The sequence below is a fragment of the Streptomyces sp. MMS24-W38 genome, from assembly GCF_059889265.1.
Genome location: NZ_JCBCPP010000001.1, coordinates 4,602,087 through 4,628,876, shown reverse-complemented (window position 1 = coordinate 4,628,876; position 26,790 = coordinate 4,602,087). Strand labels below are relative to the sequence as shown.

At 70.6% G+C, this 26,790-nt stretch carries 19 protein-coding genes, 3 tRNA genes and 5 pseudogenes; 11 read left to right on the top strand and 16 right to left on the bottom strand.

Annotated features, from left to right (window positions below):
* Nucleotides 1-25: 25 nt before the first annotated feature.
* The 10 genes and pseudogenes from AC6F7H_RS19990 to AC6F7H_RS19945 all read right to left on the bottom strand — a co-directional run.
* A complete protein-coding gene (locus AC6F7H_RS19990) occupies nt 26-886 on the bottom strand; it encodes an SMP-30/gluconolactonase/LRE family protein (RefSeq protein WP_500758294.1) in 861 nt (286 codons plus the stop codon).
* On the bottom strand, nt 883-1,656 hold the full coding sequence (locus AC6F7H_RS19985) for an IclR family transcriptional regulator (RefSeq protein WP_500758293.1): 774 nt from the start codon (nt 1,654-1,656) through the stop codon (nt 883-885). Before AC6F7H_RS19985 ends, AC6F7H_RS19990 begins: the two co-directional genes overlap by 4 nt.
* Before the next feature lie 184 nt (nt 1,657-1,840).
* On the bottom strand, nt 1,841-2,758 hold the full coding sequence (locus AC6F7H_RS19980; protein WP_500761951.1) for a recombinase family protein: 918 nt from the start codon (nt 2,756-2,758) through the stop codon (nt 1,841-1,843).
* A 197-nt stretch (nt 2,759-2,955) separates the two neighbouring features.
* Nucleotides 2,956-3,744, bottom strand: coding sequence for an alpha/beta fold hydrolase (locus AC6F7H_RS19975; protein ID WP_500761949.1), 789 nt, complete (start codon nt 3,742-3,744; stop codon nt 2,956-2,958).
* Entirely contained in the window at nt 3,639-5,027 is a 1,389-nt protein-coding gene (locus AC6F7H_RS19970) for an RNA polymerase sigma factor (RefSeq protein WP_500758292.1), read from the bottom strand. Before AC6F7H_RS19970 ends, AC6F7H_RS19975 begins: the two co-directional genes overlap by 106 nt.
* Nucleotides 5,028-5,032: 5 nt before the next feature.
* The gene (locus AC6F7H_RS19965; RefSeq protein ID WP_500758291.1) at nt 5,033-5,395 is read right to left on the bottom strand and encodes a YciI family protein; all 363 of its coding nucleotides are present in this window, start codon (nt 5,393-5,395) and stop codon (nt 5,033-5,035) included.
* 211 nt (nt 5,396-5,606) lie between these two features.
* Nucleotides 5,607-6,365, bottom strand: a pseudogene (locus AC6F7H_RS19960) (Tn3 family transposase); the annotation flags it as partial.
* A 24-nt stretch (nt 6,366-6,389) separates the two neighbouring features.
* Nucleotides 6,390-8,387 (bottom strand): tyrosine-type recombinase/integrase, encoded by a 1,998-nt coding sequence (locus AC6F7H_RS19955; protein ID WP_500758290.1) that lies wholly within the window; start codon nt 8,385-8,387, stop codon nt 6,390-6,392.
* 89 nt (nt 8,388-8,476) lie between these two features.
* On the bottom strand, nt 8,477-9,634 hold the full coding sequence (locus tag AC6F7H_RS19950) for a tyrosine-type recombinase/integrase (protein ID WP_500758289.1): 1,158 nt from the start codon (nt 9,632-9,634) through the stop codon (nt 8,477-8,479).
* An 83-nt stretch (nt 9,635-9,717) separates the two neighbouring features.
* Nucleotides 9,718-10,542, bottom strand: a pseudogene (locus AC6F7H_RS19945) (Tn3 family transposase); the annotation flags it as partial.
* 45 nt (nt 10,543-10,587) lie between these two features.
* Between AC6F7H_RS19945 and AC6F7H_RS19940 the strand changes: the two are divergent.
* The 6 genes and pseudogenes from AC6F7H_RS19940 to AC6F7H_RS19915 all read left to right on the top strand — a co-directional run.
* A pseudogene (locus tag AC6F7H_RS19940) lies at nt 10,588-11,276 on the top strand (hypothetical protein); the annotation flags it as partial.
* A complete protein-coding gene (locus AC6F7H_RS19935; protein WP_500758288.1) occupies nt 11,273-11,581 on the top strand; it encodes a Trm112 family protein in 309 nt (102 codons plus the stop codon). The pseudogene AC6F7H_RS19940 and the gene AC6F7H_RS19935, both read left to right, overlap by 4 nt.
* A gap of 86 nt (nt 11,582-11,667) precedes the next feature.
* Nucleotides 11,668-12,472, top strand: a pseudogene (locus AC6F7H_RS19930) (FkbM family methyltransferase).
* Nucleotides 12,473-12,561: 89 nt separating this feature from the next.
* The gene (locus AC6F7H_RS19925) at nt 12,562-14,022 is read left to right on the top strand and encodes an acyl-CoA synthetase (protein WP_500758287.1); all 1,461 of its coding nucleotides are present in this window, start codon (nt 12,562-12,564) and stop codon (nt 14,020-14,022) included.
* Between the two features lie 148 nt (nt 14,023-14,170).
* On the top strand, nt 14,171-15,208 hold the full coding sequence (locus AC6F7H_RS19920) for a rod shape-determining protein (protein ID WP_500758286.1): 1,038 nt from the start codon (nt 14,171-14,173) through the stop codon (nt 15,206-15,208).
* A 397-nt stretch (nt 15,209-15,605) separates the two neighbouring features.
* Nucleotides 15,606-16,277, top strand: coding sequence for an ANTAR domain-containing protein (locus tag AC6F7H_RS19915; RefSeq protein WP_500758285.1), 672 nt, complete (start codon nt 15,606-15,608; stop codon nt 16,275-16,277).
* A gap of 74 nt (nt 16,278-16,351) precedes the next feature.
* On the opposite strand, the pseudogene AC6F7H_RS19910 reads toward AC6F7H_RS19915, so the two are convergent.
* Nucleotides 16,352-16,654, bottom strand: a pseudogene (locus AC6F7H_RS19910) (sigma factor-like helix-turn-helix DNA-binding protein); the annotation flags it as partial.
* A 398-nt stretch (nt 16,655-17,052) separates the two neighbouring features.
* Nucleotides 17,053-18,153 (bottom strand): recombinase RecA, encoded by a 1,101-nt coding sequence (gene recA, locus AC6F7H_RS19905; RefSeq protein WP_500758284.1) that lies wholly within the window; start codon nt 18,151-18,153, stop codon nt 17,053-17,055.
* A 497-nt stretch (nt 18,154-18,650) separates the two neighbouring features.
* Here recA and AC6F7H_RS19900 point away from each other — a divergent pair, with 497 nt between their 5' ends.
* The gene (locus AC6F7H_RS19900; protein ID WP_500758283.1) at nt 18,651-19,148 is read left to right on the top strand and encodes a CarD family transcriptional regulator; all 498 of its coding nucleotides are present in this window, start codon (nt 18,651-18,653) and stop codon (nt 19,146-19,148) included.
* Nucleotides 19,149-19,349: 201 nt separating this feature from the next.
* Here the strand turns inward: AC6F7H_RS19900 and AC6F7H_RS19895 are convergent, their stop codons facing one another.
* From AC6F7H_RS19895 to AC6F7H_RS19880, 4 genes are all read right to left on the bottom strand, one after another.
* Nucleotides 19,350-19,724 carry a GNAT family N-acetyltransferase gene (locus AC6F7H_RS19895; protein WP_500758282.1) on the bottom strand — a complete coding sequence of 125 codons (375 nt, stop codon included), beginning with the start codon at nt 19,722-19,724 and terminating at the stop codon, nt 19,350-19,352.
* 680 nt (nt 19,725-20,404) lie between these two features.
* Nucleotides 20,405-20,481: transfer RNA gene (locus tag AC6F7H_RS19890), tRNA-Ile, on the bottom strand.
* Nucleotides 20,482-20,679: 198 nt separating this feature from the next.
* Nucleotides 20,680-20,752, bottom strand: a tRNA-Asn gene (locus AC6F7H_RS19885).
* A 5-nt stretch (nt 20,753-20,757) separates the two neighbouring features.
* A tRNA-Asn gene (locus AC6F7H_RS19880) sits at nt 20,758-20,830 on the bottom strand.
* A gap of 180 nt (nt 20,831-21,010) precedes the next feature.
* Between AC6F7H_RS19880 and AC6F7H_RS19875 the strand changes: the two genes are divergently transcribed.
* The 4 genes from AC6F7H_RS19875 to AC6F7H_RS19860 all read left to right on the top strand — a co-directional run bounded on the left by AC6F7H_RS19875 (nt 21,011) and on the right by AC6F7H_RS19860 (nt 26,673).
* On the top strand, nt 21,011-21,316 hold the full coding sequence (locus tag AC6F7H_RS19875; RefSeq protein ID WP_500758281.1) for a YtxH domain-containing protein: 306 nt from the start codon (nt 21,011-21,013) through the stop codon (nt 21,314-21,316).
* Nucleotides 21,317-21,378: 62 nt separating this feature from the next.
* Nucleotides 21,379-22,833, top strand: a complete 1,455-nt coding sequence (locus tag AC6F7H_RS19870) for a xylulokinase (RefSeq protein WP_500758280.1) — start codon at nt 21,379-21,381, stop codon at nt 22,831-22,833.
* 163 nt (nt 22,834-22,996) lie between these two features.
* A complete protein-coding gene (locus tag AC6F7H_RS19865) occupies nt 22,997-24,730 on the top strand; it encodes an ABC transporter ATP-binding protein (protein WP_500758279.1) in 1,734 nt (577 codons plus the stop codon).
* Nucleotides 24,730-26,673 (top strand): ABC transporter ATP-binding protein, encoded by a 1,944-nt coding sequence (locus AC6F7H_RS19860; protein WP_500758278.1) that lies wholly within the window; start codon nt 24,730-24,732, stop codon nt 26,671-26,673. Before AC6F7H_RS19865 ends, AC6F7H_RS19860 begins: the two co-directional genes overlap by 1 nt.
* The last annotated feature ends 117 nt before the right edge of the window (nt 26,674-26,790 follow it).

The following is a 26,790-nucleotide window of genomic DNA, read 5'->3' as shown; positions in this document are numbered from 1 at the left end:
ACGCACTCGCGGTCGGGGTGCGTCGTCAGCCCGCGAACGCGGTGGGGGCGAGCCCCTTGCCCGCGTCCGGGATCACCAGGAGGGAGCCGGAGAGCGGGGGCGGGGAGGCCAGGCCCACGCGGGCCGTGGTGACGTACAGGTCGCTCAGGCCGGGGCCGCCGAAGGCACAGGCCGTGACGCGGGGGACCGGGAGCTCCACCACCCGGTCCAGGGCGCCGGACGGGGTGTAGCGGCGGACCGCGGCGCCGTCCCACAGCGCCACCCACACACAGCCCTCGGCGTCCACGGTGAGGCCGTCGGGGAAGCCCGCGCCGTCCTCGATCGCGGCCAGCGGGCGGCGGCCGGTGACCGAGCCGGAGGCGGCGTCGACGTCGAGGACGTCGATACGGCGGGTGGGGGTGTCGATGTAGTACATCAGGCGGCCGTCGGGGCTCCAGCCGGTGCCGTTGCTCACCGTCACGTCGTCGAGGACGACCTCGGCCGTGCCGTCGCCGGTGACACGGGAGAGGGTGCCGCCGCCGGTGGCCTCGTCGTAGCGCATGGTGCCGACCCACAGCGTGCCGTCGGGGGCGACGGCGGCGTCGTTGCCGCGGCGGCCGGGGACGGGTTCGCGGCGCAGCCAGCGGAAGGTGTCGTCGGGGTCGAGCAGGCCGATCCCGTCGCGCAGGTTGAGGACCAGGCCGCCGTCCGCGCGGGGCTTGACGGCGCCCACGTGCTGTTCGGTCCGGCGCAGGGTGCGCCGGCCGGTGGCCGGATCGTAGGTGTGGATCCGGGAGTTCAGGATGTCGATCCACAGCAGCCGGCCGGTCGCCGGGTCCCAGGTGGGGCCCTCGCCCAGGACGGACTCCGCGCGGACCGCGACCTCGTAGGAGGTGCCGTCGGTCATGGCGTCCCCCGGTGGCCGAGCCGCTCGGACAGGTCGTCGGCGCCCTTGACCGCGAGCTGCTCCAGTTCGGTGAGGCGCTCCTCGCTCCAGCGGATCATCGGCACGGAGATGGAGAGCGCGGCGACCACCTGCCCGGTGCGGTCGCGGACCGGTGCGGCCACGCAGCTGACGTCCGGGTTGGACTCGCGGCTCTCCACGGCGACGCCCCGGGCGCGGATCTGTGCGAGGGCCTCGCGCAGGGTGGCCGGGTCGGTGATGCTGTTGGGGGTCATCGCGGCCAGCTCGGCGTCGGCGGGCAGGCGCGCGGCGAGTTCCCGCTCAGGGAGGGAGGCCAGCAGCATCTTGCCCACGGAGGTGCAGTGGGCGGGCAGTCGGCGGCCGGCCGCCGACACCATCCGCACCGCGTGGGTGGATTCCACCTTGGCGATGTAGATGACGTCGGTGTCCTCCAGGATCGCCACGTGCACCGTCTCGTCGCAGGTCTCGGCGACGGACCGGGCCACCTGCTGGCCCTCGGCGGCGAGGTCGAGGTGCTCGGCGTAGCGGGCGCCGAGCTGGTACGGCCGTACGCCGAGCCGGTAGCGGCCGGGCCGGCCGGTCACCGGGACGATGTACTTCCGCGCGGCGAGCGTGGTCACCAGTTCGTGCACGGTGGTGCGCGGCAGTTGGAGCCTGCGCACGATGTCGGGGGCGGAGAGCGTCCCGTCCCCGTCGAGGAAGAGCTCGAGGATGTCGAGAGCCCGGGTCACGGCTGGTACGAGGCGTCCCACGACCGGCCCCCTCCCTGTCTGTCTCAGCCTGTTCGAGATTTCAACAGGCGACCGGAATGACGAACACAGGCTAGCCATCCGGACCACCCCGGGCAATGGCCCGCGGTGCCCGGCGCCCTGCCGGAGCCCCACCCGGGACATCGGCCTCGGGGAACATCGGTACAGCCGTTGGCGCTGAGAACGATCATGGTCCGGTCGGTGTGAGGGTGCTGACGCGGTTCTCGTACTCACGGCGGGCCTTGCGCTGGGCCGGGACCGCGAAGACACCCTGGCCGCCGTCGAGCGGCCGGCAGCGGGCAAGGAGCTGTCGGTGCACGGCAGGGACGGCCGTCACGCGCATGGTGTAGCCCTGGCCACGCCGGACGGTCGTCCCTTGGTCGAGCGCATCCCGTTCGGCTGGCTCCAGCTCGGTGCTGCGGAGGAAGTCGGCGACCTTGCCCGGCATGTCGAGGGTGACCGGCAGCTCCGGCGCCGGGGAGTCCTCCTCGACGGCGGTGTGCTCGGGCAGGAGGTCGGCGACGGCCGTGCGGATGGCGCCGCGGCTGACGCCGTGGTCGCGGGCGAGGGCGGCGATGGACCGGCCTTCCAGGTACGCAGTGCGTACGTCGGCGGTCTTCGCGGCCGCCACGGCGGGGCGGCGCCCGCCCTTGCTGCCCTTGGCCTCGGCGGCGCGCAGCCCGTCGTAGGTCAGCTCGCGCTGGAGGTCACGCTGGAGTTCGCCGGCGGCCGCGAGGGTCTGCACCGTGAACTTCACGGTGGACAGCAGCTCGCCGGTGCGCGGGTGCCGGGCGGTGAGGTCCATCGCGGAGAACGCGCCGTCGTGGATACGCAGGGCGAGACGGTCGCGGTGGAGGACGTCGAGCACGTCGAGGATGTGCCCGGTGCCGCGCACCAGGCGGAACATCTCGGAGATGTGCACGGTGTCGCCCGGCCGCCCGTAGTTCAGCAGCTCGCGGAACTTCGGCCGCTGGAGCGGGTGGAGGCGGCTGGAGGTACCCGGGTCCTCCTCGAAGACGACCGGGTCCTCGATCCCGGCCTCGTCCAGGACGAGGTTCTGCCGGGCGGTCGACTGCTGGTCGGTCGAGACCCGCTTGTAGACCAGGTTCGCCGCCGAAGGGCCCCTTACACACGGAGGATCGGACCCTACCTGTCGTCAAACCCTGTCATCAATCACCAACGGATCTGATTGGATCCGAGCCGCCTCGAACCCCCGGATTGCACGGGTTCATTGGACACGTCGGTGGCCTGTCGTCAAACGATCGTTTGCCGACACTCCGGCCGGGCCCTGCGGTGTCCGGGTCAGGTCTGTCCGTGGGTGGGACGCCCGGCGTCCTCTTCGAGGAATTTCTGAAGCAGCTCGCGAAGGACGGCGGGTTGTTCCAGGTGCAGGTCATGTCCCGTCCCGGGAATGCTGACGGCCGCCGTCTGCGGTTGGCGGGCGAGCACGGCACGGATCTCTTCAGGCGGGATGATGCCGGACTGCGCCAGCACGACCAAGGTCGGGCACGTGATGCGCGCCCACTCGTCCCAGAAGGAACGCCGGGCGTTTTCCGCCAGGGAAGCGACCATCACGTCCCGGTCGAAGCGAGGCCACCACCCGTCGCCGCGTTCCTCCAGACCTGCGGCCCAGCCTTCACCGACCGGCCCACCGCCATGGAACGCGACAGCGGCTTCACGAGAGGGGAACGGCATGGGCCAGGAGTCGAGCCACCCACCGATCTCTGCCTGGACCTTCGGATTCGGGCCTCCGGGGCCGGCCTCGACCAGGAAGATCGCGCGGATGAGGTGAGGGTGCCTGGCGGCTGTGAGCAAGGCGGTGTGGCCGCCCAGCGACTGGCCGACCAGGGCAGGCTGGTGCAGTTCGAGCTGATGAACCACAGCGACGACATCACCGACGTACGCAGCCCGGGAGACATCGCGCGGGTGGCGTTCACTGGCGCCGTGGCCGCGCTGGTCGACGGCGATGACCCGGTGGCGGGTACTCAGGTCCTGAGCGACGGTGTCCCATTCGCCTGCCTGCCCTGCCAATCCGTGCAGCAGGAGGACGGGCGATCCTGCCCGCGGTGCGAGCCATTCTCGGCAGGAGATTCGGACGCCGTCGCGTACCACGGTGCGCTCGGTCCAGGCCAAGCCGGGTTCTCCAGCCGGTGGGCGCGATCGGTGAGATGGCGGCGTTCGGGGGCACTGGTGGTGCGGCGGGCGGCCTCACGATAGGAACGTGCAGCGGCCTCCCGTTCGCCCAGCAGCTCCAGCAGGTGGGCACGTGTGGCGAGCAGCCGGTGGTGACGCGTCAGGCGTTTGTCGGTCTCCAGCTCCGCCAGCAGGTCGAGGCCGGCGGTCGGGCCGTGGACCATGGCCACGGCGACGGCGCGGTTGAGGCTGACCATCGGGTTCGGTCCGAACTGCTGTAGGAGGTCGTACAGGGCGAGAATCTGGGGCCAGTCGGTGGCGTCGGTGTTCCCGGCCTCGTCGTGCACGGCCGCGATGGCCGCCTGCAGTTGGTAAGGGCCGACCTGGCCGCAGGGCAAGGTCCGGCTGATCAGACCGACGCCCTCGGCGATGAGCAGGCGGTCCCACCGGCTGCGGTCCTGTTCGGCCAGCGGCACCAGTTCCCCGGACCGGCCGGTGCGGGCTGGGCGGCGAGCGTCGGTCAGCAGCATCAGCGCGAGGAGGCCGGCGGTCTCGGTGTCGTTGGGCACCAGGCGGTGCAGCAGCCGGGTGATGCGGATTGCCTCGGTGGACAGTTCCGGCGCGGTCAGGTCGGCGCTGCCGGTGGTGGTGTAGCCCTCGTTGAAGACGAGGTAGAGCACATGCCGCACCTCGGCCAGCCGCTCGGCGAAGTCGGCCCCTTCCGGCATGGCCAGTAAGGTGCCGGACGCCTTGATGGTCTGCTTGGCGCGACTGATGCGTTGGGCCATGGTCGCCTCGGGGACCAGGAAGGCCGCGGCGATCTGCGTGGTGGTCAGACCGCCGACCGCGCGCAGAGTCAGCGCGATCCGGCTGGCCGGGGACAGCGCGGGGTGGCAGCACAGGAACAGCAGAGCCAGCGAGTCGTCCCGGTCCGTGGAGGGCACGGCGTCGGCGGCATGGCTCAGCAGCTCGGCTTGCGGGGTGGCCAGGGCGAGGGTGTCCTCACGGCGGCGCCGCGCGCGCTCGCTGCGGATCTGGTCGACCAGCTTGCGGGAGGCGACGGTGACCAGCCAGCCCCGGGGGTTGTCCGGCACCCCCGTCTCGGGCCACTGCAGGGCGGCGGCCAGCAGCGCTTCCTGGACCGCGTCCTCGCACACGTCGAACATGCCGTAGCGGCGTACGAGCGCACCGAGGACCTGCGGCGCCAGCTCGCGCAGCAGGTCCTCGGCGGCATGGCGCACGGCGGTCACATGTCCGTCGCGGACTCGTGCAGCACCGGCCACAGCTCTACCGGCTCCACATCGGCGAACGGCATGTCCGCGGCGATCTCCTGCGCCCGCTCCAGGCTGTCGCAGTCCAGCATGTAGAAGCTGGCGATGTACTCCTTGGTCTCCAGGTACGGGCCGTCGGTGATCGCCGGGGCGCCGTCCTTGCGGCGCACGAGCTGGGCGTTGGCCGCGTCCGCCAGGCCGTAGGCTCCCAGCAGTTCACCGCTTTCGCGGTACTTCTTGTTGAACGCCTCCTGCTTGGCGATCGCCTCCGGCCACGCCTCGGCCGGGAAGGAGTCCCACTTGGCCTGGTTGCCGTAGATCATCGCGACGTACTTCATCTCGGGTGTCTCCTCGGTCCTGCGCGCCCCGTCGGCACGCTGTCACCCCTCAGTCGGAGCAGGAAACGGGCCCTCGACATCCGACGACAACTTTCTTCCAGATCTTTTCATGCCGCCGTTGACCAGCCAATGCACCGGAGTGACGCAAGCGATCAACCTGCGCCCCGGCTCTGCGTCGGCACCTGACTCGTGTCCTGGGCAGGTGCTGGGCTCAGTCGTCGCGTCCGTCGTCGTCCTCGTCCAGTTCCGGCGCGTCTGGGTTGCGCAGCGGGCGCAGGGCGCCGGCGGCCGGGGTGGAGGCGGTGAAGCTGTAGCGGCCGAGCACGTTGAGATTGGCGTGCTTGAGCGGGGAGAAGCGGGCGACGTCCTGGTCCAGGACGTCGTGCTCGCGCTCCTCAGCTGGCAGCGCCCGCAACTCCTCGACGGCGGCGTCCAGATAGCGGGTCGTCCACAGCACGGCGGCATTGAGGGCTAGGCCGAGCGCGCCGAGTTGGTCCTCCTGCCCCGTCCTGTACGCCTGCATGATCTGTCCGCGCTTGCCGTGGCAGATGTCCCGGGCGAGCTTGTGGCGGGACTCCTGCACGGTGAGCTGCCGGTTCATCTGCCGCCGGTAGGTGTCGTCGACCGGGTCGACCACGCGCAGCAGGTGCAGGGGCTTGGCGATCCGTCCGTACTCGGCGAACGCGGTGCCCAGCGGGGTGGGGCGTCCCTCGCGGCCGAACATCCGCAGCAGGTCGTACGCCCGCACTTGGCCAGTGACCAGGGAGCCGACCACCCGGAGCATGTCCGGCCAGTGCGTGATCACCTTGTTCAGGTTCACCTTGTTGCAGGCCAACGGCTCCAGCGGCCCGTACCCACCGGTGTCCACGCCGGGCATCTCCGCTCGCCAGAACCGCTGATCGGCGAGGTCGCGGAAGCGGGGCGAGAAGTTGTAGCCGAGCAGGGGGAACAGGCCGAACACCATGTCGGAATTTATGTGGACAGTTCAAGTTGATCATGTCTCTGGTGTGTCGTGCGGTTCGTTGACCGGTTGGCCGAGGTCGGCCAGGAGTCTTTCGATGCGTTCGCTGGTGCAGCGGTGGCGTTCGACCTCGCGGTCCCAGCCGTGTTCGGCCGCGTCGCGGGCGAGGGTCAGCTCGACCTCGCGCCGTGCTCGCAGTCGTGGTGCGTATTCGGGTGTGGTGACGAACTTCGCGCAGGTCAGGTAGAGGTCGCATTCGCAGGGGCCTTCGGCGGGGAGCCGGAGACAGCGGCCGAGTTCGAGCTCGGTCTTGAAGAAGTTGGTCTTGAGCCAGTCGACCGACGCGTCCGGCAGCGTGCCGTTGCGCAGTTCGTCGGCGGCCGGGCCAGCGATGGTGGCGCCGGGGCCGAGCACGGCCTGGTAGTCGCGCAGGACTTCCTGATCGCTGATCTGCGCGTAGACGAGGGCCATGCTCACGGAGGTGTGTCCGAGGACCTTCATGATGGTGTGGAGCTTCGCGCCGCGTTCGGCGAGCTGGGTGCCGACGGTGTGACGGAAGCGGTGGGCCGAGACGGTGCCCCGGCCGGTGCCGTCGCGGCCGCCGGGGCGGACCAGGCCAACGGCCTTGCAGGCGTCCTGGATCGGGGTCTCGAACAGGTAGTAGGTCGACAGCAGCTTGCCGTGACTCATGAATAGGTAGCGGATCTCCTCGCCGGTGCGCTCGTCGGTGAACGGCCGCTCCGGTGCGTGTCTGCGCAGGTCGATGACCCTCTGCAGGGCCTCGGCGGCGTCTTCGTGCAGGGGGACGACGCGCTCCTTGTAGGTCTTGCGGCCGGACAGGCGGAGTCGCGGGGTGCCGTCGGGATAGCGGTCCAGGCAGTCGATCGGAAGGCGCTGGATCTCGGTGCGGCGGGCTCCGGACCAGCGGGCGACCAGCAGGGCGGCCCGCTGGAACGGGCAGGCGATCGCGTCGATGGCGGGCATCAGCCGGTCGAGGTCCTGCTCGGGGATGAACCGCGGCACCTTCTGCGGGTACTTCGGTGCATCGCCGGCACCGATGAGCATGTGGCCGGGCACGTCGTCGTACTGCCAGAGCGCGGTGTCCCGGAAGAACTGCGACAGCCCGGAGATCCGCTGAATCCGCGACATGACCCCCAGCGGTTTGCCCGTCGTCTGCGTCGGCGCCTCGGCGATGTGGCCGATCCAGTCCAGGCAGTGCTCGCGGGTGACGTCGGCGAAGGTGATGATGCCGGGGTGGTGCTCGCCGAGCCACTGTCCGAAGGCCCGCACCGCGAGTTCCAGCTTGTCCACCGTCGAGGGCGCGTCGGTCAGCCTGCGGGCCGCGAGCCACTTCTCCGCGACGGCCAGCATCCGGGGCGGCAGTGCCAGGGACGCCTTCCACGACGGCATCAGCTTGCGCGGCTGAGCGGCGACCTGGCCGCGGTGGAAGAGCACCACCTCCAGCTGGTGTAGGTGCGTGATCCAGCACTTCGCCGGCCCCACGTAGAACTGTTCGGCCGATGGGTAGAAGGCCGCGAACTCCGGGTCCTGGGGGAAGAGACGGATCGCTTCCAGGACCTCGGCGACATGCGCGCCGGTGATATCGGCGACGCCGGCCAGGCCGTTGCGGAGCACGATCCGGGCCACCGACCAATGCATCGCCTGCCTCGCCGCCGGGCCGCTGTAGCCGAGCGCGATCGCCTCCTCGACCAGCGCCGCGGTGCCCAGGTCGATCCCGGCGAGCGCGGCCTGGTCGTGGACGCGCAGCTGGCCGACGGCGAACATCCACCGGTAGTCGAACGTCGCGTATCCGCGCAGGCCGAGATAGGTCAGGTAGGGCCGGGCCTTGTGCGAGGCGGGGAAGGAGGGACGGTGGAAGGACTCGCCGGGCAGCCGGCCCACCCGCTCGACCAGCGGCCCGGCGAACCACGCGGCCAGGTCCGGCCACCGTTCGCGAAAGGCCCGGTAGTAGCGCAACTTGGCGTTGAGATAGTGGTGGTTGAAGCCGTCCTGGCCACGGACGAAGCTCACGTACTCACGGTCGGGGCAGTGCCGGGGACGCTGTCGGCGGACCGGGTCCGGGGTGGCGGCCATGGCCGCGGTGGAGGTCGGGCCGCCCCTCATGAGGTGGCCTTGCGCGGCTTGCCCAGGGCGTCCAGGGCCTGGTGGTAGTCGGCGACGACGGCAGGGTCGGAGACCCGGGTGTAGAGACGTGTCGATTCCGGCGATGCGTGACCGAGTCGCTTCTGCAGCGTCAGCTCCCGCATCCCGCCCTCCCACATGCGGGTCGCGTGAGTGTGGCGCAGGGCATGCGGGGTCACCCAGGGCTCGCGGATGCCGGCCCGGGCGCAGGCCCGGGAGAACATCCGCACCAGCCCGTCGTAGCCGAGCGGCTCCAGACGTCGGGTGCCGCGGCCGCCGATCAGGAACACCAGTCGGCTGTCGGCGTCCTGCGGCCGTTCGTTCATCACGTAGGCACTGACGGTGGCCAGGGTTTCCGCCTCGTGCAGGTCCACGACCCGCTCCTGGCGGGACTTCGACCGGGCGCCCTTGGGATGGTCGTCACGATGCCGGACCACCACGCGCCGCCGCCCGTAGGCCAGGTCGTCGAGGTGCAGGCCGAGGACCTCGCCGGGCCGCAGCCCGCCGTGGAGCATCAGCAGCACGATCGCCCGGTCGCGCAATCCTCGAAGCTGCGCGAGCAGCAACTGGATCTGCTCGTCGTCCAGGGGGCGGGGCACCCGCTGAACGGTCTTCACGCGTACCGCCCGGCGGACGGGACGCTGTCGGCTGGCTCGGCCCATGAACGGGCGGTGCCGGTCGGAGACGCGCTGCAACGCGGGGTCCGGGCGTTTCTCGATCGGGTTGGCCCGCTCCAGCAGCCCGGCCAGGATCGCGTACTCGTAGAACGAGGACACCGCGGCCAGGATCCGGTTCACCGTGCTCGCCGCGAGCTTGGTCGCCGGGCCGTCGGCATCCATCGTCACCACCGACAGCGTCATCCGGCGGCGTGGACGGCGGGACGGCACTGACCGCAGGTACTCCAGCAGCGCGATCGCGTCCGGCGGACCGAAGCGCTCCCAGCTCAGCTCCCGGCTCTCGAAGAACCTCCACAGGTGCCGGAGGTCGTAGGCGTACGAGACGAGCGTGTTGGGCGAACAGTCCCGGGCGCCGAGGAACCGCAGGAACCCCGCAACGACCTCGACCGGTACTCCGTCCTCGTCGAGCAGCTCGACAATGGTCGAGCCGTCTTCCAGACACCGCTGCTGAACTCGCACGGACACCTCCGCAGCCATCGCACCCGACGGCCTCGACGGCCGCCCCCAACCCCCAACGGAGGCTGAGGTGTCCAGGTAACTAAATAGGAGGCGTTGTCGGTGGCCACCATGTCCGGCTTCACCCCCGCGTCCAGGTTCAGCAGGGTGTCCAGGATGTGCAGGGAGTCGCGCGGGGTGCCCGGCACGACCATCTGCCCGATACCCGCAACCTGGTCATTTACGGCATTCAGCCATGTGATTCCGCGTTTGAAGTGGTAATACTTCGGCGACGGCCCGGCCTTGATGGTCCGCTTCGGCACCACGAACCGCAGCCCGTCGACGGACGCGAGCAGACCCTCGCCCCAGTGCTCCACGATCGGCACCCGCCCCTGGGCCTCGATCAATTTCGCGTTCGCCGCAGCGATGGTGTCGGCGCGCAGGTAGTACTGGTCGACGTGGACCAGCCGGGCCCGGGTGAGCGCCTCGTCGCCTGCATCGATGACGGGGGTATAGCCGATGTTGCACGCCTCGCTCACCAACAGCGCGACCAAGGAGGTCTTCAGGTTCTCCATGCGGGTGCGGCCGTCCCCGAGGTGCACGAAGGCGTCCAGGAATCCGGTCCAGGAATCGACCTCGAACAGCAGGTCCGGCAGGTCGATCTTCGGGAGCATCTTCGCGGTGGTCTTGCGCAGCCACTTCAACGACTCACTCTCGCCGAGCGCACCGAGCCGGTCGACGTTCAGCTTCAACCGGCCGTTGGGCTTCACCTCGAAGCTGAGCTTCGCGTCCTGCCCGGCCTCCTCCAGACGTTCGGCCATCAGCTGCCAGGCCGCGTCCAGCGCCCGCACCCGCCCGGCCAGATGTTCCTCGACCAGCTCGTCCAGGCTCAGGCCGTGCAGTACGTCCTCGGAGACGGCCTCCCACTCCGGCTCGGGCCGACGGCCGGTCCCGGCGGTGACGCCCCCTCACCTCGGATCACCGGCCTGGTGCTCCTGGTGATGCTGTTGGCACGGCTGCTCGGCGAGCGGACCACCGGCCGGGAGCGGTACGTGCTGGCCGCCATCCTGCTCGCACTGCTGATGGTGGTGCTGTCGCTGAAGGAGGGCGGCGCGGGCGCCGGCACCGTCGGCCGGGACGCGCCGTACCGGCTGATCCTGCCGGTGTGCGTGCCGTCGCTGGTGGCCGGGGTGTGGCTCTACCGGTCCGCCGAGCGCCGCGCCCGGCGCCGGCACCGGATGCCGACCACCGGCGTCGAGTACGGGGTCGCCGTCGGCCTGCTCCACGGGGTCAGCTCGCTCGCCGTCAAGGGGGTGTCGGGCCATCTGACGGCCGGCGGCATCGGCGACGCGCTGCTCGGTCTGCTGCGCTCCCCCCCTACCCGTATCTGCTGCTGTTCACCGGCGCGTTCGGCCTGGTGCTGTCGCAGGCGGCGCTCCAGCGCTGCCGGGCCTCGCTGATCGTGCCGGTGTGCACGACCGTGACGTGCCTGTACACGGCGGTGCTCGGCACGCTGTCGTTCGGCGAGGAACTCCCCGACGAGCCAATCCGGCTGGCCCTGCGCGTGGCGGGCACGGTGCTCGCGGTCGCCGTACTGCTGGCCATGCCGAAGCACGACACCACCCCCCGATCTCCCACCGTCACCGAGGAGTTGACGCCACCGTGAAGCCCGACGACCCGCTGCCGAGGATTCTGGCCTGCCCGCTCGACAAGGGCCCGCTGCACCTGCTCACCACCGCCGCCTCCGCGACCGGGGACGGCGGCCTCGAGGAGGCTCTCTACAACCCGCGCCTGCGCCGCCGCTGTCCGGTCCTCGACGGCATCCCACAGTTGCTCCCGTCCTCCGGCGAGCAGGTCTCGGACGAGGAACACGAGCGACTGCTGGCCCGTATGTCCGAGGGCCACATGTCGAACCGCCACATGTCCGCAGACCACACCGGACTTCCCGGCGCCCCGGGAGCGACCCCGTGACACACACGAACGGCCGGAACGACCGGCCTCGAACCACGCGGACCACTCTCGCGGCGCGCGTGGCGCCGTTCCTGCCCACCCGGGCGGTGGCCGCCGCGGCCCGCGCCGTGTACCCCCGCTTCGAGCCCGAACTGGCCCGGCTCGCCGAGCTGTGCCCACCGGACTGCGGCACCGCCGTGGACGTCGGTGGCTGGTACGGCCCCTGGACGCACCGGCCGACCCGGCGCGCCCGCCGCGTGGTGACCGTCGAACCGGTCCCTCACCTGGCCCGGCTGCTCACCGCATGCTCCCCGCCGAACGTCCGCGTGATCCGTGCCGCCGCCTCGGACCGCTTCGGCGTCGCCCGGCTGTGGCTCCCGCCGGACGACGGGGGCGACCGGGCGTGTCGTCCCTGGTCCGCCGGGAGATCCACGGCCACGCCCTGGACGTCACCTGCGTCACGCTGGACGAACTGGGCCTGAAGGACGTCGGCTTCATCAAGATCGACGTGGACGGCAGCGAGTCGGCGGTGCTGCGCGGCGCCACCGGCGTCCTGGCCCGCGACCGCCCGGCCCTGTTCGTGGAGCTGGAGTCCCGCATCCAGCCGATCGCACCCGTGGTGACGTACCTGTCCCTGCTGGGCTACGACGGCTGGGGGCTGCCCGCCGGCTCCTGGGTCCCGCTGGCCCGCTTCCCGCTGGAGGCCCCCACCAGGCCAGGACCTCCCACGTCGCCTCGCACGGCCTGCTCCGCCGCGTCCTGCCCTACGGCCCGCTGAGGGGCCCGCGCTACGTCAACTCGGTGCTGTTCCTCCCGGACGGCCGCCGCCCCGAAGCGCCCCCGGTGAACGACGACTCCCGTACCTTCCGCGAAACGTCCCCCCAGGACCTGTCCGACCGTCGGTCCGGTTGATGATGTACGGAGGAATCGTGGTCGCGGTGTGCCGGGGAACGAGAACCGGAACGACGGCCGCGCAGCCGAACGGTTAAGGAGTACGACACGTGTCCCCTCTCTTCCCGGCCCTGACCTACGCCCCGGCCGCCGGCCGGCCCGCCCTGCGGTTCGGCGAGCGCTCACTGACGTACGGGGAACTCGCCGCCGCGGCCGGCGCGGTGGCCGGCAGCGTACAAGAGGCACGGCGGGTCGCCGTCTGGGCGACGCCGACGCTGGAGACGGCGGTCGCGGTCACCGCGGCGCTGCTCGCCGGGGTGACCGTGGTGCCCCTGAACCCCCGGTCGGGCACGAAGGAGCTCGGCCACATCCTGTCCGACAGTGCCCCGGACCTGGTCCTCGCCGCCCCCGGCGAGGACCTCCCCGCCCCGCTGGACGGCCTGCCCCGCCTGGACGTCGACCCGGCCGACCGGGTCCCGGGCGAGCGTCCCCTCCCCGAGGACCGGGGGCGGGACGAGGACCCGGCCCTGGTCGTCTACACCTCCGGCACCACCGGCCCGCCCAAGGGCGCCGTCATCCCCCGCCGCGCGATCGCCTCGACCCTGGACGCGCTCGCCGACGCCTGGCAGTGGACCGGCGACGACGTCCTGGTGCACGGGCTGCCGCTGTTCCACGTGCACGGGCTGGTCCTGGGCGTCCTGGGCCCGCTGCGCCGCGGCGGCTCGGTGCGTCACCTCGGCAGGTTCAGCACCGAGGGGGTGACCCGTGAGCTGAGCGGCGGCGCGACCATGCTGTTCGGGGTGCCGACGATGTACCACCGTGTCGCGGAGGCGCTGCCCACCGAGCCGGAGCTGGTCAAGGCCCTGGCCGGGGCACGGCTGCTGGTGTCGGGGTCGGCGGCGCTGCCCGTGCACGACCACGAGCGGATCGCGGCGGCGACCGGGCGCCGCGTCGTCGAGCGGTACGGCATGACCGAGACACTGATGAACACCAGCGTCCGCGCGGACGGCGAGGCCCGCCCCGGCACGGTGGGCGTGCCGCTGCCGGGCGTGGAGCTGCGACTGGTGGAGGAGGACGGGACGCCGGTGACGGCGTACGACGGGGAGACCGTGGGCGAGATCCAGGTGCGCGGCTCGAACCTGTTCACCGAGTACCTGAACCGGCCGGACGCCACCGCGGACGCCTTCACCGCCGACGGCTGGTTCCGCACCGGTGACATGGCGGTGCGCGACGCCGACGGCTACGTCCGGATCGTCGGCCGCAAGGCCACCGACCTGATCAAGAGCGGGGGCTACAAGATCGGCGCCGGGGAGATCGAGAACGCGCTGCTGGAACACCCCGGGGTCCGGGAGGCGGCGGTGACCGGGGAGCCGGACCCCGACCTGGGCGAGCGGATCGTGGCGTGGATCGTCCCCGCCGCCCCCCAGGCACCGCCCTCCCTCGAGGAGTTGGCCGACCACGTCGCCCGCCGTCTGGCCCCGCACAAACGCCCCCGGGTGCTGCACCACCTCGCCGCGCTCCCCCGCAACGACATGGGGAAGATCATGAAGCGGGCGCTGCGCGACGGCTGACCGGCAGCCCCGCCACACCCGACATCCCCCGTTCGGCGGCCCCCCGACCGGCCCCCCATAACGGGTGAAATCCCCTGAAACCGCGCAGGATGGTCATGAGGTCCGCCGCCGGGCGGCCCGCAGGACCGCGCACTCGGGAGGATCTGCCGTGACCGCCAGTCTGGAGCAGTTGCGCCGCTGCCACTTCGCCGTCGACCTGGGAGCGGCCCGTACCCGGGTCTACGTCAAGGGTGCCGGTCTCGTGGTCGACCAGCCGTCCGCCGCTGCCGTGAACACCCGCAGCGGCGCGCTGATCGCGGTCGGGGAACTCGCGGAGCGGATGACGGGACGGACGCCGGGTTACATCCGCGTCGTACGGCCCGTCTCCGGCGGCACCGTAGTCGACATCGAGATGGCGCAGCGGATGCTGCGCCATCTGCTCGGCGACAGGGTCCGCCGCACGCTGCGCCGCAGGCCGGGCCTGCGCGCCGCCGCCTGCACCCCGCACGACGCCGATCCGCTCGCCCAGCGCGCCACGATCGAGACCCTGGTGGGGCTGGGCGCGCGCCGGGTGGAGCTGGTCGACACGCTCATCGCCGCCGCCGTCGGCTGCGGGCTGCCGGTGGAACGTCCCGAGGCGACCATGATCCTGGTGTGCGGAGCGGCGACCACGCAGGTGGCCGTGCTCTCCCTCGGGTCGATCGTGACGGCCGAGCGCATGCCGGTCGGCGGTGACGCCGTGGACAACGCCATCGTCCAGCACCTGCGCCACCAGCACGAACTGATGCTGCCGAGCCAGTCCGTACGGCCGTTGCAGCTGGCCCTGTCCGGCAACGGGCTCACCCCGCAAGGCCCGGAGTCGACGGAGATCCACGGCCGGGACGTCGCCACCGGCCTGGCCCGCTCGGTCAAGGTCGACACGGCCGCCGTGCGGCACGCCATCCAGACCCCGCTGACCGCGGTGCTGGACGGGATCGGCAAGGTGCTGCGGGGCTGCCCGCCCGACCTGGTCGCCGACCTCGCCGACCGCGGGATCATGATGGTCGGCGGAAGCGCCCTGCTGCCGGGTTTCGACCAGATGCTGCGGCAGGCGACGGGCATGCCCGTCCACATCGCCGAGCGGCCGGACATCTGCGCCGTCCAGGGCCTGGGCGCCATGCTCGAGGGCAAGATCGCCCCCCTGGTCCTGGACCCACTGGCCACCTGAGCCGGGCACGCGGTTCCGGCAGCCGGTGCGGGCGGCGAACGTCACCGGAGCCGCCCGGAGGACCGGAACCCCACCCACCGCACGGCCCGCGGCCGCCTGCCCACAGCCCGCCGCACGGCGCGGCCGACCGCACGGAAGCCCGCCCCGCCCCGCGCCCGCCGACCCGGCGCCGGGGTCAAGGTGCGGCCACGCGCGCTGTCGCCCCGGTGCACGACCGCACCCGGTCACCGCCCCGTGCCGCCGGGATCACGCCGGTTCGAAGAGAGGGGGGTGTAGGACGTCGCACAGCGGGCAGGCGCATCCGCGAGCGCAGCCCGGACCCCGCACTGCCCGCCGCCCGGTCCACGGCGACCGAACCCGACGCCCGGCCACGTACGGGTACCGACGAGGCGGTGACATGACCTCCGCGGCACCATCCCCTTCCTCCGGACGGCACGACGTCCTGGTCATCGGCGGGCGCATGGATGCCGACCGGGCCCTGCTCACCCCGCGCGGTGAACTCGTCCGGGGATGCGCGGACACCCTCGCCGAGAAGCTGGCCCAGCTGCCCGCCCGCACGGCCCGGGTCGACCTGGACATGAGCGGGGTGCGCTTCATGGACACGGCGGGTCTGCGGTTCCTGGACGTGCTGCGCGACCACGGCCGCCGGCGGTCGGTGCCGGTCACGGCCACCCGCTGGAACGGTCAGCCGCGCCGCCTCCTGGAACTCGTCGGCCTGGACACCACCGACCCGCTGCGGCCCCCGCGCCGCGGCGGCGCTCCCGCGCCCTCCACCCCGGCCCCGCACGGGACGGACCGGGCGCGCATGACGAAGGAGGAGGTCGAGCAACTCCGGCAGGCCATCGCCGCCCGGCCGGTGATCGACCGGGCCCGCGGCATCCTCATGGCCTCCCACGGCTGCAGCTCGGACACCGCCTGGCGCGTCCTGCGGGAGGCGTCCCGACTGTCCGGCACCGGGCTCCGCACGGTCGCCGCGGCCGTCACCGCCGGTGCCGGCCGGACGGGCCCCCGCCCTCCGGAGGAGGTACGGGAGGCCCTGGCCACGGCCCTCGCCCGCCACCTGCCCTGAGCCGGGACCTCGGTTGTGATGACGGATCAGGAGAGCGCGCCCACCGGCACCCGTCAGTCGTCAGTCGTCAGTCGTCAGTCGTCAGTGAGATAGTCCCGCAGCGCGTGCGAGCGTGACGGGTGGCGCAGCTTGCTCATCGTCTTGGCCTCGATCTGGCGTATGCGTTCGCGTGTCACACCGTAGATACTGCCGATCTCCTCCAGGGTCCGGGGACTGCCGCCCAGGAGCCCGTAGCGCAGGGAGATGATGCCGGCCTCGCGCGGGGTCATCTCCGTCAGGACGGTCTGGACGGCTTGCTGGAGAAGGCCGAAGGTGACCACGTCCCAGGGGGAGGGCGAGTCGCTGTCCATGATGAGGTCGCCGAAGTCGGTGCTTCCAGGGATTTCACATACCGTCCGGCGCGGAGAGGAATTCGACATAAAGTCGCTTCCCCTCGGCGAATATGACATCGAACGCCAGACTCGACTTTCCGGATCCGGATATACCCGGGAAAGCAACAAGCCCATCTCGAGGCAGTTCGACGAACACGTCACGGAGATTTCACCGACGCACTCTCTTGACAGCGAACCGATTTCTCACTTCGCCAACCTCAAACGGTGTCGAGAACCATCCGAAACCAACCGTAACACCGTGTCGCTACACGCCGGACTCGCTGTTCAGCATCATTTCGATGTGACAAAAATCGCCCTTGACGGAGAAGTCCATCGCCTGCACAGAGGGAATCTGAGTCAGCTTGAAAAGCGGCGGGAAGAAAGCACGAGTGACACTTGACCTCTTATGGAATGAGCCCTTCGGCGGTTTGCGCGCCGTTCGGTTGCTCTTCTGCTGCGACCTCGGCGCGGTGCGGCGGGGCGTCCGTGCCCTGCTCGGCGGCCGGCTCCTCGGGCCGCACGCCGACGCCGAGCTTCTCCAGGATCTTCTTCTCGATCTCGTCGGCGAGGTCGGGGTTGTCCTTGAGGAAGTTGCGGGCGTTCTCCTTGCCCTGACCGAGCTGGTCGCCCTCGTAGGTGTACCAGGCACCGGCCTTGCGGACGAAGCCGTGCTCCACGCCCATGTCGATCAGGCCGCCCTCCCGGCTGATGCCCTGACCGTAGAGGATGTCGAACTCGGCCTGCTTGAAGGGCGGCGCCACCTTGTTCTTGACGACCTTGCAGCGGGTACGGTTGCCGACCGCCTCGGTGCCGTCCTTGAGGGTCTCGATCCGGCGGATGTCGATGCGCACCGAGGCGTAGAACTTCAGCGCCCGGCCACCGGTGGTGGTCTCCGGGGAGCCGAACATCACGCCGATCTTCTCGCGGAGCTGGTTGATGAAGATCGCCGTGGTCTTCGACTGGTTGAGCGCACTGGTGATCTTCCGCAGCGCCTGGCTCATCAGCCGGGCCTGCAGACCCACGTGGGAATCGCCCATCTCACCCTCGATCTCCGCGCGCGGCACCAGCGCCGCGACGGAGTCGATCACGATGAGGTCGAGGGCACCGGAGCGGACCAGCATGTCCACGATCTCCAGCGCCTGCTCGCCGTTGTCCGGCTGGGACAGGATCAGGTTGTCGATGTCGACGCCGAGCTTCTTCGCGTACTCGGGGTCCAGGGCGTGCTCCGCGTCCACGAAGGCGACCTGGCCGCCGGCCCTCTGCGCGTTGGCCACCGCGTGCAGGGTCAGGGTCGTCTTGCCGGAGGACTCCGGACCGTAGATCTCCACCACCCGCCCGCGCGGCAGACCGCCCACGCCGAGGGCCACGTCGAGCGCGGTCGACCCGGTGGGGATGACCTCGATGGGCTCGTTCGTCCGGTCACCCATGCGCATGACCGCGCCCTTGCCGAATTGCCGTTCGATCTGCGCCAGTACAAGATCCAGCGCTTTGCTCTTGTCAGCCATGCGCAACCACACTTCTCACTCTTCGCTCCGCACGACTGTCGCCCGGAGGACATGACAGCGGGTCCCGACGCGGAGGAGGGAAATCGCGCATGCACGTGCGTGCAGCGAGGCGCATCTCATCGATATGCGTGTCGCTTACACATTATCAGGAGAGCGCCGCAGGAGCATTCAGCGCACAGACACCACAAAGCAGATTGCCATGTCATTCAGCTGACACCTACGCCTTGCCCGGGCCCATCTTTCGACCTGGCGCGCTCCCGAGGATGTGACCGGAATTACATCCAGAGCCACGCGCGATGTGGTGGGAAAATGGAAGAGCTGGTTCGCAGAGGCTTTGCGCGCTCATCCGTATGACCGCGCCGATCTCTGCGCTCCCACACTTGCCCGTCACCTGCCGTCCGCGGTCGGGACCGAGCGGTGGGACGGCCGTACGCACCCTGCATCACGCTCGGACGCGGCCGAGCGCGGCGCCGCACGCACAGCGAAGGCTGAACGACATGCAGTTCTCCGAGGGGCAGACACTCATCCATCCCCACCACGGCCCGGCCACCGTCACCGAAATCCTCGACCGCTCGGTCAACGGCAGGAGCAGGCGTTACGTCCAGTTCCAGATCCACCGGACCGACCTGCACATCGCCGTTCCGGTCGAGAAGGCCGACGAGGTGGGACTGCGATCGGTCTACGCCGCGACACAGGTACAGGAACTGCTCGACGTCCTGAGGGCTCCCACAGGTGAGCAGGAGGAGATCTGGTCTCGTCGGTTCAAGGCCAACGGCGAGAAGCTCCGGGTCGGCGACCCCCTGCTCACCGCCGGCGTCGTTCGCGACCTCGTGCGACGTGAGGAGGAGCGCGGGCTCTCCTCGGCGGAGAAGGACATGCTCAAGCACGCCCGCCAGCCGGTCCTCGCAGAACTCGCACTGGCGCTCTCACTGTCCGACGGGGAGGCCGAGGAACTGCTCGACTCGGCCATCCTCGGTGAGCAGCGGACCCCATGAGGCCGAACCCGCCCATCCCCTGCCCGGCCCCCTCCGCCGCGCCCCGGCAATGACCCACCAGGCTGCTCCAGGGCTACTCGACCTCGGTCTGGGGCCGCGGTGACGGCCACCACGGTCTCCGTGGTGGCCGTCACCGCGGCCCCAGACCCTTCCCTGTACCTCGTCAGGCACAGTCCCGTTGCTGCACGTACCCGAGGGACGTCAGGTTCTCCGTCGCACACAGCCGGTCAGACACGCCCCCACCTCCGTCCGGAGGAGCTGATACGCCGCGCCGTGCTCATCCCCCCACCGCATCGCCGCGCACCACAGGGCCCGCCCGTGGCCGCGCCCGCGGTGCTCCGGCAGAACGCCGAAATACTGCGGCATCAGCCGCGCCCGCCCGACATCGTCAGTCATCGTCTCCATGGGGCCGATCGCACCGGCCCCCCGGCCGTCACGCAGCACGGTGAGGACGGGCCCCACCGTCCCGGCTTTCATGTGCCCGTACAGAAACCGGAAGCCGTCCACGGCCATCGGCTCCGCGAACGCGGCAAACCCGGCATCCTCGGGCAGGTGCGCGTACTCCTGGACCGGCACGTCCGGTCCCGCTCCCGGCCGGGTGAACTCCTTGAGACACCGACGTGACGGGGCCGATGATCTGCGAACCTGCAGCGAGCCGCGCTTTGACTGCCCCTTGGGCCAAGCTGACGGCTTAATCGCGGGCGGACGTGGCGGTCGAGATCTGCATGTAGTCAGTCATGGCCGGGAGACCAACGGCCCCTCAGCCCTGGCGGCAGTACCCACAGAGCTGACCCGCCAGCCGCAGGCAGGGCGCCTGCAGTCGCGCGTTCTTCATGGCAGAACCCCACTCGGGCGACTGTGCGGTGAAGCAGTACGAACACACAGTGGGTTCCCGCCGTTCCCGTACCGGTGAGTGCGTCGATGGCGCACCGTGTTGTCCGCGCTGGTGCCGACCGCACCCATCGACCTGGTGCCCCGAGCCGGTCGCAGAGGTCGGCGAAGGCCCGGGAGCCGTACTGGGCTCGATGATCGGAGTAGAGCACCGAACCGTCCAGGCCGCCGCGGGTCGCGGCCGTCGTTCTCTGTCCCTCACGGCCGGGACGGGCGCCTCGCGGCCGGAGCTGCGTCTCCAGGCACCGGAAAGCGGCATCTGCACTTCGAGCGAGCAAATAATCTTTACCGCTCTCGGCGGACGCCCTGCCCGGCGAGGTTTCGGCTTCAGTCGCAGGTGAGAACCGTCCTACGGTGAAGCGTCCTGGTGGGGCGGGTGGGACTCGAACCCACGGCCGACGGATTATGAGTCCGTTGCTCTAACCGGCTGAGCTACCGCCCCATAGCGGCGTGTCGCGCACAGGTGTGCGTGCCGTCTGCCGCAGCATAGCCGCTCATACGATCTCCTGCCTCAATGATCGACTAGGCACGGCCTTCGTGACCATGAGGACTGCTTCCAGTCCCGCACGGTTCCCCCGGGCAGCGAACAGGCATGAAACAGCATGAAAAAGGACCCCCTGAGGGGTCCTCGTTCAGCATGCTCCCCCGACTGGACTCGAACCAGTAACCTGCCGGTTAACAGCCGGCTGCTCTGCCAATTGAGCTACGGAGGACCGAGCTCCCCCGACTGGACTCGAACCAGTAACCTGCCGGTTAACAGCCGGCTGCTCTGCCAATTGAGCTACGGAGGAATGCCTCGTTGCATCGAACGCACCTCCCTGGGTATCCGCCAGAGGGCGCGCGCTCGCTGCGACACATACATTAGCGCAAGCAGGGGGGTGCTTTGCCAATCGGTACTCCCCGGCGTCGTCGCCGCGCCGAAGACCCGTGCCGTCCCGCACACAGTCCTACACGAGGGAAGGGTGGCCGCCATGCGTTACCGGCTCACGTTCGTCGCCGGAGTCGTCCTGGGTTACGTGCTGGGCACGAGGGCCGGGCGCGAACGCTACGAGCAGTTGAAGAAGTCCGCGCGGCAGTTCGCGCAGAACCCCGCCGTGCGCAACACCGCGGAGACCGCGGCGCAGCAGGGCCGCGACATCGCGGGCAAGGCTTACCACGTGGTGAGCGACAAGGTCGGGGACCGGATGCCCGACTCCGTGGCGCAGCGGGTACGCGCCCTGCGCGAGCGCACCGCGCAGGGCGCCGACGAGGACGACTGGGGCACCAGTAACACCTAGGGTCGCGCGGTGCGGCACGGGTCCTGAGCCGTGATGTCGCCGAGTACGGCAGAATTTCGGCCATGGGGATAGTCGCCGGGTTGGACAGTGCGCCCGATTTCACTCGTATCGTCGTCTGTGACGCGGACACCGGAACCGTGCTCAAACAGGGGTACGCGCCGCATCCGGTGGAGAACCCCCAGAGCACGGGCCGTCCGTCCGACGTCGACCCGCAGGCCTGGCTGTACTCGCTGGGCGAGGCGGCGGGCGGCGGGCTGCTGGAGGGTGTGCAGGCCATCGGGGTCTCCGCGCAGGCGAACGCGCTGGTGCCGCTGGACGCCCAGGGCAACACCGTGCGGCCCGCCATGGTCGGCGCCGACAAGCGGACCCAGGTCGCCGCGGCCGATCTGATCGACGCGCTGGGCGGCCGGGAGGCGTGGGCGCAGGCGGTGGGGTGTGTGCCGCAGGCCGCGCACCCGGTGACCAAGCTGCGCTGGCTGGCCCGTACCGAGCCCGAGAACGCGGCGCGCACCGCCGTGCTGCTGCAGGCGCACGACTGGCTGGTGTGGCAGCTCCTCGGCCGTCCGGTGCGCCGGACCACCGACCGGGGCGGGGCCTCCGGCACCGGCTACTGGGCGGCGGCGACCGGCGGTTACCGGCCCGACCTCGTGGAGCTGGCGCTCGGGCACCAGACCATGCTGCCGGAGGTGATCGGCCCGGCCGACGCCGCCGGCGCGACGCCGGAGGGGCTGCTGATCTCGGCCGGCACCGGGGAGACGATGGCGGCGGCGTTCGGGCTCGGGATCGGGCTGGGCGACGCGGTCGTCTCGCTGGGCGCCTCCGGGTCCGTCATGGCCGTCCACCCCGAGGCCCTCTACGACCCCAACGGCATGATCACCGCGCTGGCGGACGCCACCGGGATGCATCTGCCGGTCGTCACCACGCTGAACGCCGTACGGACCCTGCGCGGGACGGCGGAGCTGCTCGGGCTGCCCGATCTGGAGAGCCTGTCCGACCTGGCGATGAAGTCGACACCGGGTTCGCACGGGCTGGTGCTGCTGCCCTACCTGGAGGGCGAGCGGACGCCGAACCTGCCGCACACCGCCGGGACCCTGGTGGGGCTGCGGCGGGAGTCGATGAAGCCGGAGCACCTGGCGCGGGCCGCGTTCGAAGGCATGCTGTGCGGGCTCGCGGACGCACTGGACGTCCTGCGCGGCCGGGGCGTGGAGGTCCGGCGGGTGTTCCTGCTGGGGCAGGCCGCGGAACTGCCCGCGGTGCAGGCGGCGGCGCCCGCGCTGTTCGGGGCGCAGGTGGTGGTGCCGCAGCCCGCGGACTACGCGGCGATCGGCTCCGCCCGGCAGGCGGCCTGGGCACTCGGGGTGTCCCAGGGCACCCTCGACCCGCGTACGCCGCCGCTCTGGCAGGGCGCGGCGGCGCAGGTGCTGGAGCCCGGCGAGGACCTGGCGGTGGGACAGGCGGTGCGCCAGCAGTTCGTGTCGGTGCGCGAGCAGACCCACCCGGGGGCGTTCCGGACCTGAACGCGGGCCGGAGGTCCGCGTCATGAGCGTCATGAGGTTCGCGTCATGACGCTCATGAGCGCGCGTGGCGGATTAAATTCACTTGAGGTAACGCCGGTGGGGTGTCCGACGATAGGGGCCAGGGGCAACCGATCGCTCCCGCCGACCACTCGAGAGATTCAGCGTGCTCATACGACTTCTACGGACCTGCCTCAGGCCGTACAAGAGACCCATCGTCCTCCTGGTGCTGCTGCAGTTCCTGCAGACCTGCGCCACGCTCTACCTGCCCACCCTCAACGCCGACATCATCGACGACGGTGTCGTCAAGGGGGACACCGGTTACATCCTGTCCGCCGGCGCCCTGATGATCGGCATCTCGCTGACCCAGGTCGTCTGCAACATCGGTGCCGTGTACTACGGCGCCCGGACCGCCGCGGCCCTGGGACGGGACGTGCGGGAGGCCGTGTTCGACCGGGTGCAGTCGTTCTCCGCGCGTGAGCTCGGTCACTTCGGCGCGCCCTCGCTGATCACCCGTACGACGAACGACGTCCAGCAGGTGCAGATGCTGGTGCTGATGTCGTTCACCCTGATGGTGTCGGCACCGATCATGTGTGTGGGCGGCATCGTGATGGCGCTCGGTCTGGACGTTCCGCTGTCCGGGGTGCTGGTGGCGGTGGTGCCGGTGCTGGGGATCTGCGTGACGCTGATCGTCCGGCGGCTGCGTCCGCTGTTCCGGGCCATGCAGGAGCGGCTCGACACGGTGAACCGGGTGCTGCGCGAGCAGATCACCGGTAACCGGGTGATCCGGGCGTTCGTCCGGGACGCGTACGAGCAGCGGCGGTTCGAGAAGGCCAACGCCGAGCTGACCGAGGTGTCGCTGGGCGCCGGTAATCTGCTGGCGCTGATGTTCCCCGTGGTGATGACGGTGGTGAACCTGTCGTCGATCGCGGTGGTGTGGTTCGGTGCGCACCGGATCGACAGCGGCGGGATGCAGATCGGTGATCTGACCGCGTTCCTCGCCTATCTGATGCAGATCGTCATGTCGGTGATGATGGCCACCTTCATGTTCATGATGGTGCCGCGGGCCGAGGTGTGCGCGGAGCGGATCCAGGAGGTGCTGGACACCTCCTCGAGTGTGGTGCCGCCCACCGAGCCCGTCACCGAGCTGCGGCGGCACGGTCGTCTGGAGATCCGGGGCGGCGGCTTCTCCTATCCGGGGGCCGAGGAGCCGGTGCTGAAGTCGGTCGACCTGGTGGCCCGTCCCGGTGAGGTCACCGCCGTCATCGGTTCGACCGGCAGCGGCAAGTCCACCCTGCTCGGGCTGGTCCCCCGGCTGTTCGACGCGACCGAGGGCGAGGTGCTGGTGAACGGCGTGCCCGTCGCGGACCTCGACCCGGCGCTGCTGGCGAGGACGGTGGGGATGGTGCCGCAGAAGCCGTACCTGTTCGCGGGGACGGTGGCGACCAACCTGCGGTACGGCGATCCGGACGCCACCGACGCGGAGCTGTGGCACGCGCTGGAGGTGGCACAGGCCAAGGAGTTCGTCGAGCGGCTGGAGGGCGGGCTCGACGCGCCGATCGCGCAGGGCGGGACCAATGTGTCCGGCGGTCAGCGCCAGCGCCTGGCGATCGCGCGGACGCTGGTGCGGCGCCCGGAGATCTACCTCTTCGACGACTCCTTCTCCGCACTCGACTACGCCACCGACGCGGCCCTGCGCGCGGCGCTGACCGAGGAGACCGCGGAGGCGACGGTGGTGATCGTCGCCCAGCGGGTGGCGACCATCCGGGACGCCGACCGGATCGTGGTCCTGGACGAGGGCCGGATCGTCGGCACCGGCCGACATCACGAACTGATGGCGGACAACGAGACCTACCGGGAGATCGTGCTCTCCCAGCTGACGGAAGCGGAGGCCGCCTGATGGCGGGAGCAGCGCGGATGATGGCCGGGGGCGGCCCCGACCAGCAGTCGCTGAACTTCAAGGAGTCGGGCAGACGGCTCGTCGCCCGGTTCAAGCCGGAACGTCTGACCCTCTGTGTGCTGCTGGCCTGCACGGTGCTGAGCGTGGGCCTCAGTGTGGTCGGGCCGAAGATCCTCGGCCGGGCCACCGACCTGGTCTTCGAGGGCGTCGTCGGACGGGACATGCCGTCCGGGGCCACCAAGGAGCAGGTGCTCGACGCGATGCGGGCGCGCGGTGAGGGCGATGTCGCCGACATGCTCCGCGGCACCGACTTCACCCCGGGCCACGGCATCGACTTCACCGCCGTGGGCGGTGTCCTCGGGCTCGCGCTGGCGGTGTTCGGGGTCGCCGGTCTGCTGATGGCGGTGGCGACGCGGCTGGTGAACGGGGCCGTGAACCGCACCATGTACCGGATGCGCGAGGACGTGCAGGCGAAGCTGTCGCGGCTGCCGCTGTCGTACTTCGACAAGCGGCAGCGCGGTGAGGTGCTGAGCCGGGCGACCAACGACATCGACAACCTCGGGCAGACGCTCCAGCAGACGATGGGCCAGCTGATCAACTCGGTGCTGACCATCGTCGGTGTGCTGGTGATGATGTTCTACGTCTCCTGGATCCTGGCGCTGGTCGCGCTGGTCACCGTGCCGCTGTCGTTCGTGGTCGCCACCCGCGTGGGCAAGCGGTCGCAGCCGCACTTCGTGCAGCAGTGGCGTACGACCGGAACGCTCAACGCGCACATCGAGGAGATGTACACCGGGCACACCCTGGTGAAGGTGTTCGGGCGGCAGGAGGAGTCGGCGAAGCAGTTCGCCGAGCAGAACGACGCGCTGTACGAGGCCGGTTTCAAGGCGCAGTTCAACAGCGGCATCATGCAGCCGCTGATGATGTTCGTGTCGAACCTCAACTACGTGCTGGTGGCGGTCGTCGGCGGGCTGCGGGTCGCGTCGGGTTCGCTGTCCATCGGTGACGTGCAGGCGTTCATCCAGTACTCGCGGCAGTTCTCGATGCCGCTGACGCAGGTCGCCTCGATGGCGAACCTGGTGCAGTCGGGTGTCGCGTCGGCCGAGCGGGTCTTCGAACTGCTGGACGCCGAGGAGCAGTCGGCCGACGTCTCGCCGGCCGAGAGGCCGGCCGAGCCGCGCGGGCGGGTGGCGCTGGAGCACGTGGCGTTCCGCTACGACCCCGAGAAGCCGCTGATCGAGGACCTGTCGCTGACGGTCGAGCCGGGGCAGACGGTGGCCATCGTCGGCCCGACCGGCGCCGGAAAGACGACGCTGGTCAACCTGCTGATGCGGTTCTACGAGGTGTCCGGCGGGCGCATCACGCTCGACGGCGTCGACATAGCGCGCATGTCCCGGGACGAACTGCGCGCCGGGATCGGCATGGTGCTCCAGGACACCTGGCTGTTCGGCGGCACCATCGCGGAGAACATCGCCTACGGGGCCGCGCGCGAGGTCACCCGCGGTGAGATCGAGGAGGCGGCGCGGGCGGCCCACGCCGACCGGTTCATCCGCACCCTGCCCGACGGGTACGACACGGTGCTCGCCGATGAGGGGGCCGAGGGCGCCGAGGGCGGTGGGGTCAGCGCGGGTGAGAAGCAGCTCATCACCATCGCGCGGGCGTTCCTGTCCGATCCGGTGATCCTGGTGCTGGACGAGGCGACGAGTTCCGTGGACACCCGTACCGAGGTGCTGATCCAGAAGGCGATGGCCAAACTGGCGCACGGGCGTACGTCGTTCGTCATCGCGCACCGGCTCTCCACGATCCGGGACGCGGACACGATCCTCGTCATGGAGAACGGCGCGATCGTGGAGCAGGGCTCGCATCAGGAGCTGCTGACCGCGGACGGGGCGTACGCCCGGCTGTACAAGGCCCAGTTCGCGCAGGCGGTCGCGGAGGTGGACTGAGCTTCTTTCGCCCCGCCGCCCCGGACTCCGATCCTCGAGCGCCGGAGGGGCTGATTTCAGCCCCTCCGGCGCTCGAGGACGAGGCCCGCAGGGCCGAAGGGGGGCCTGGGGGCGCAG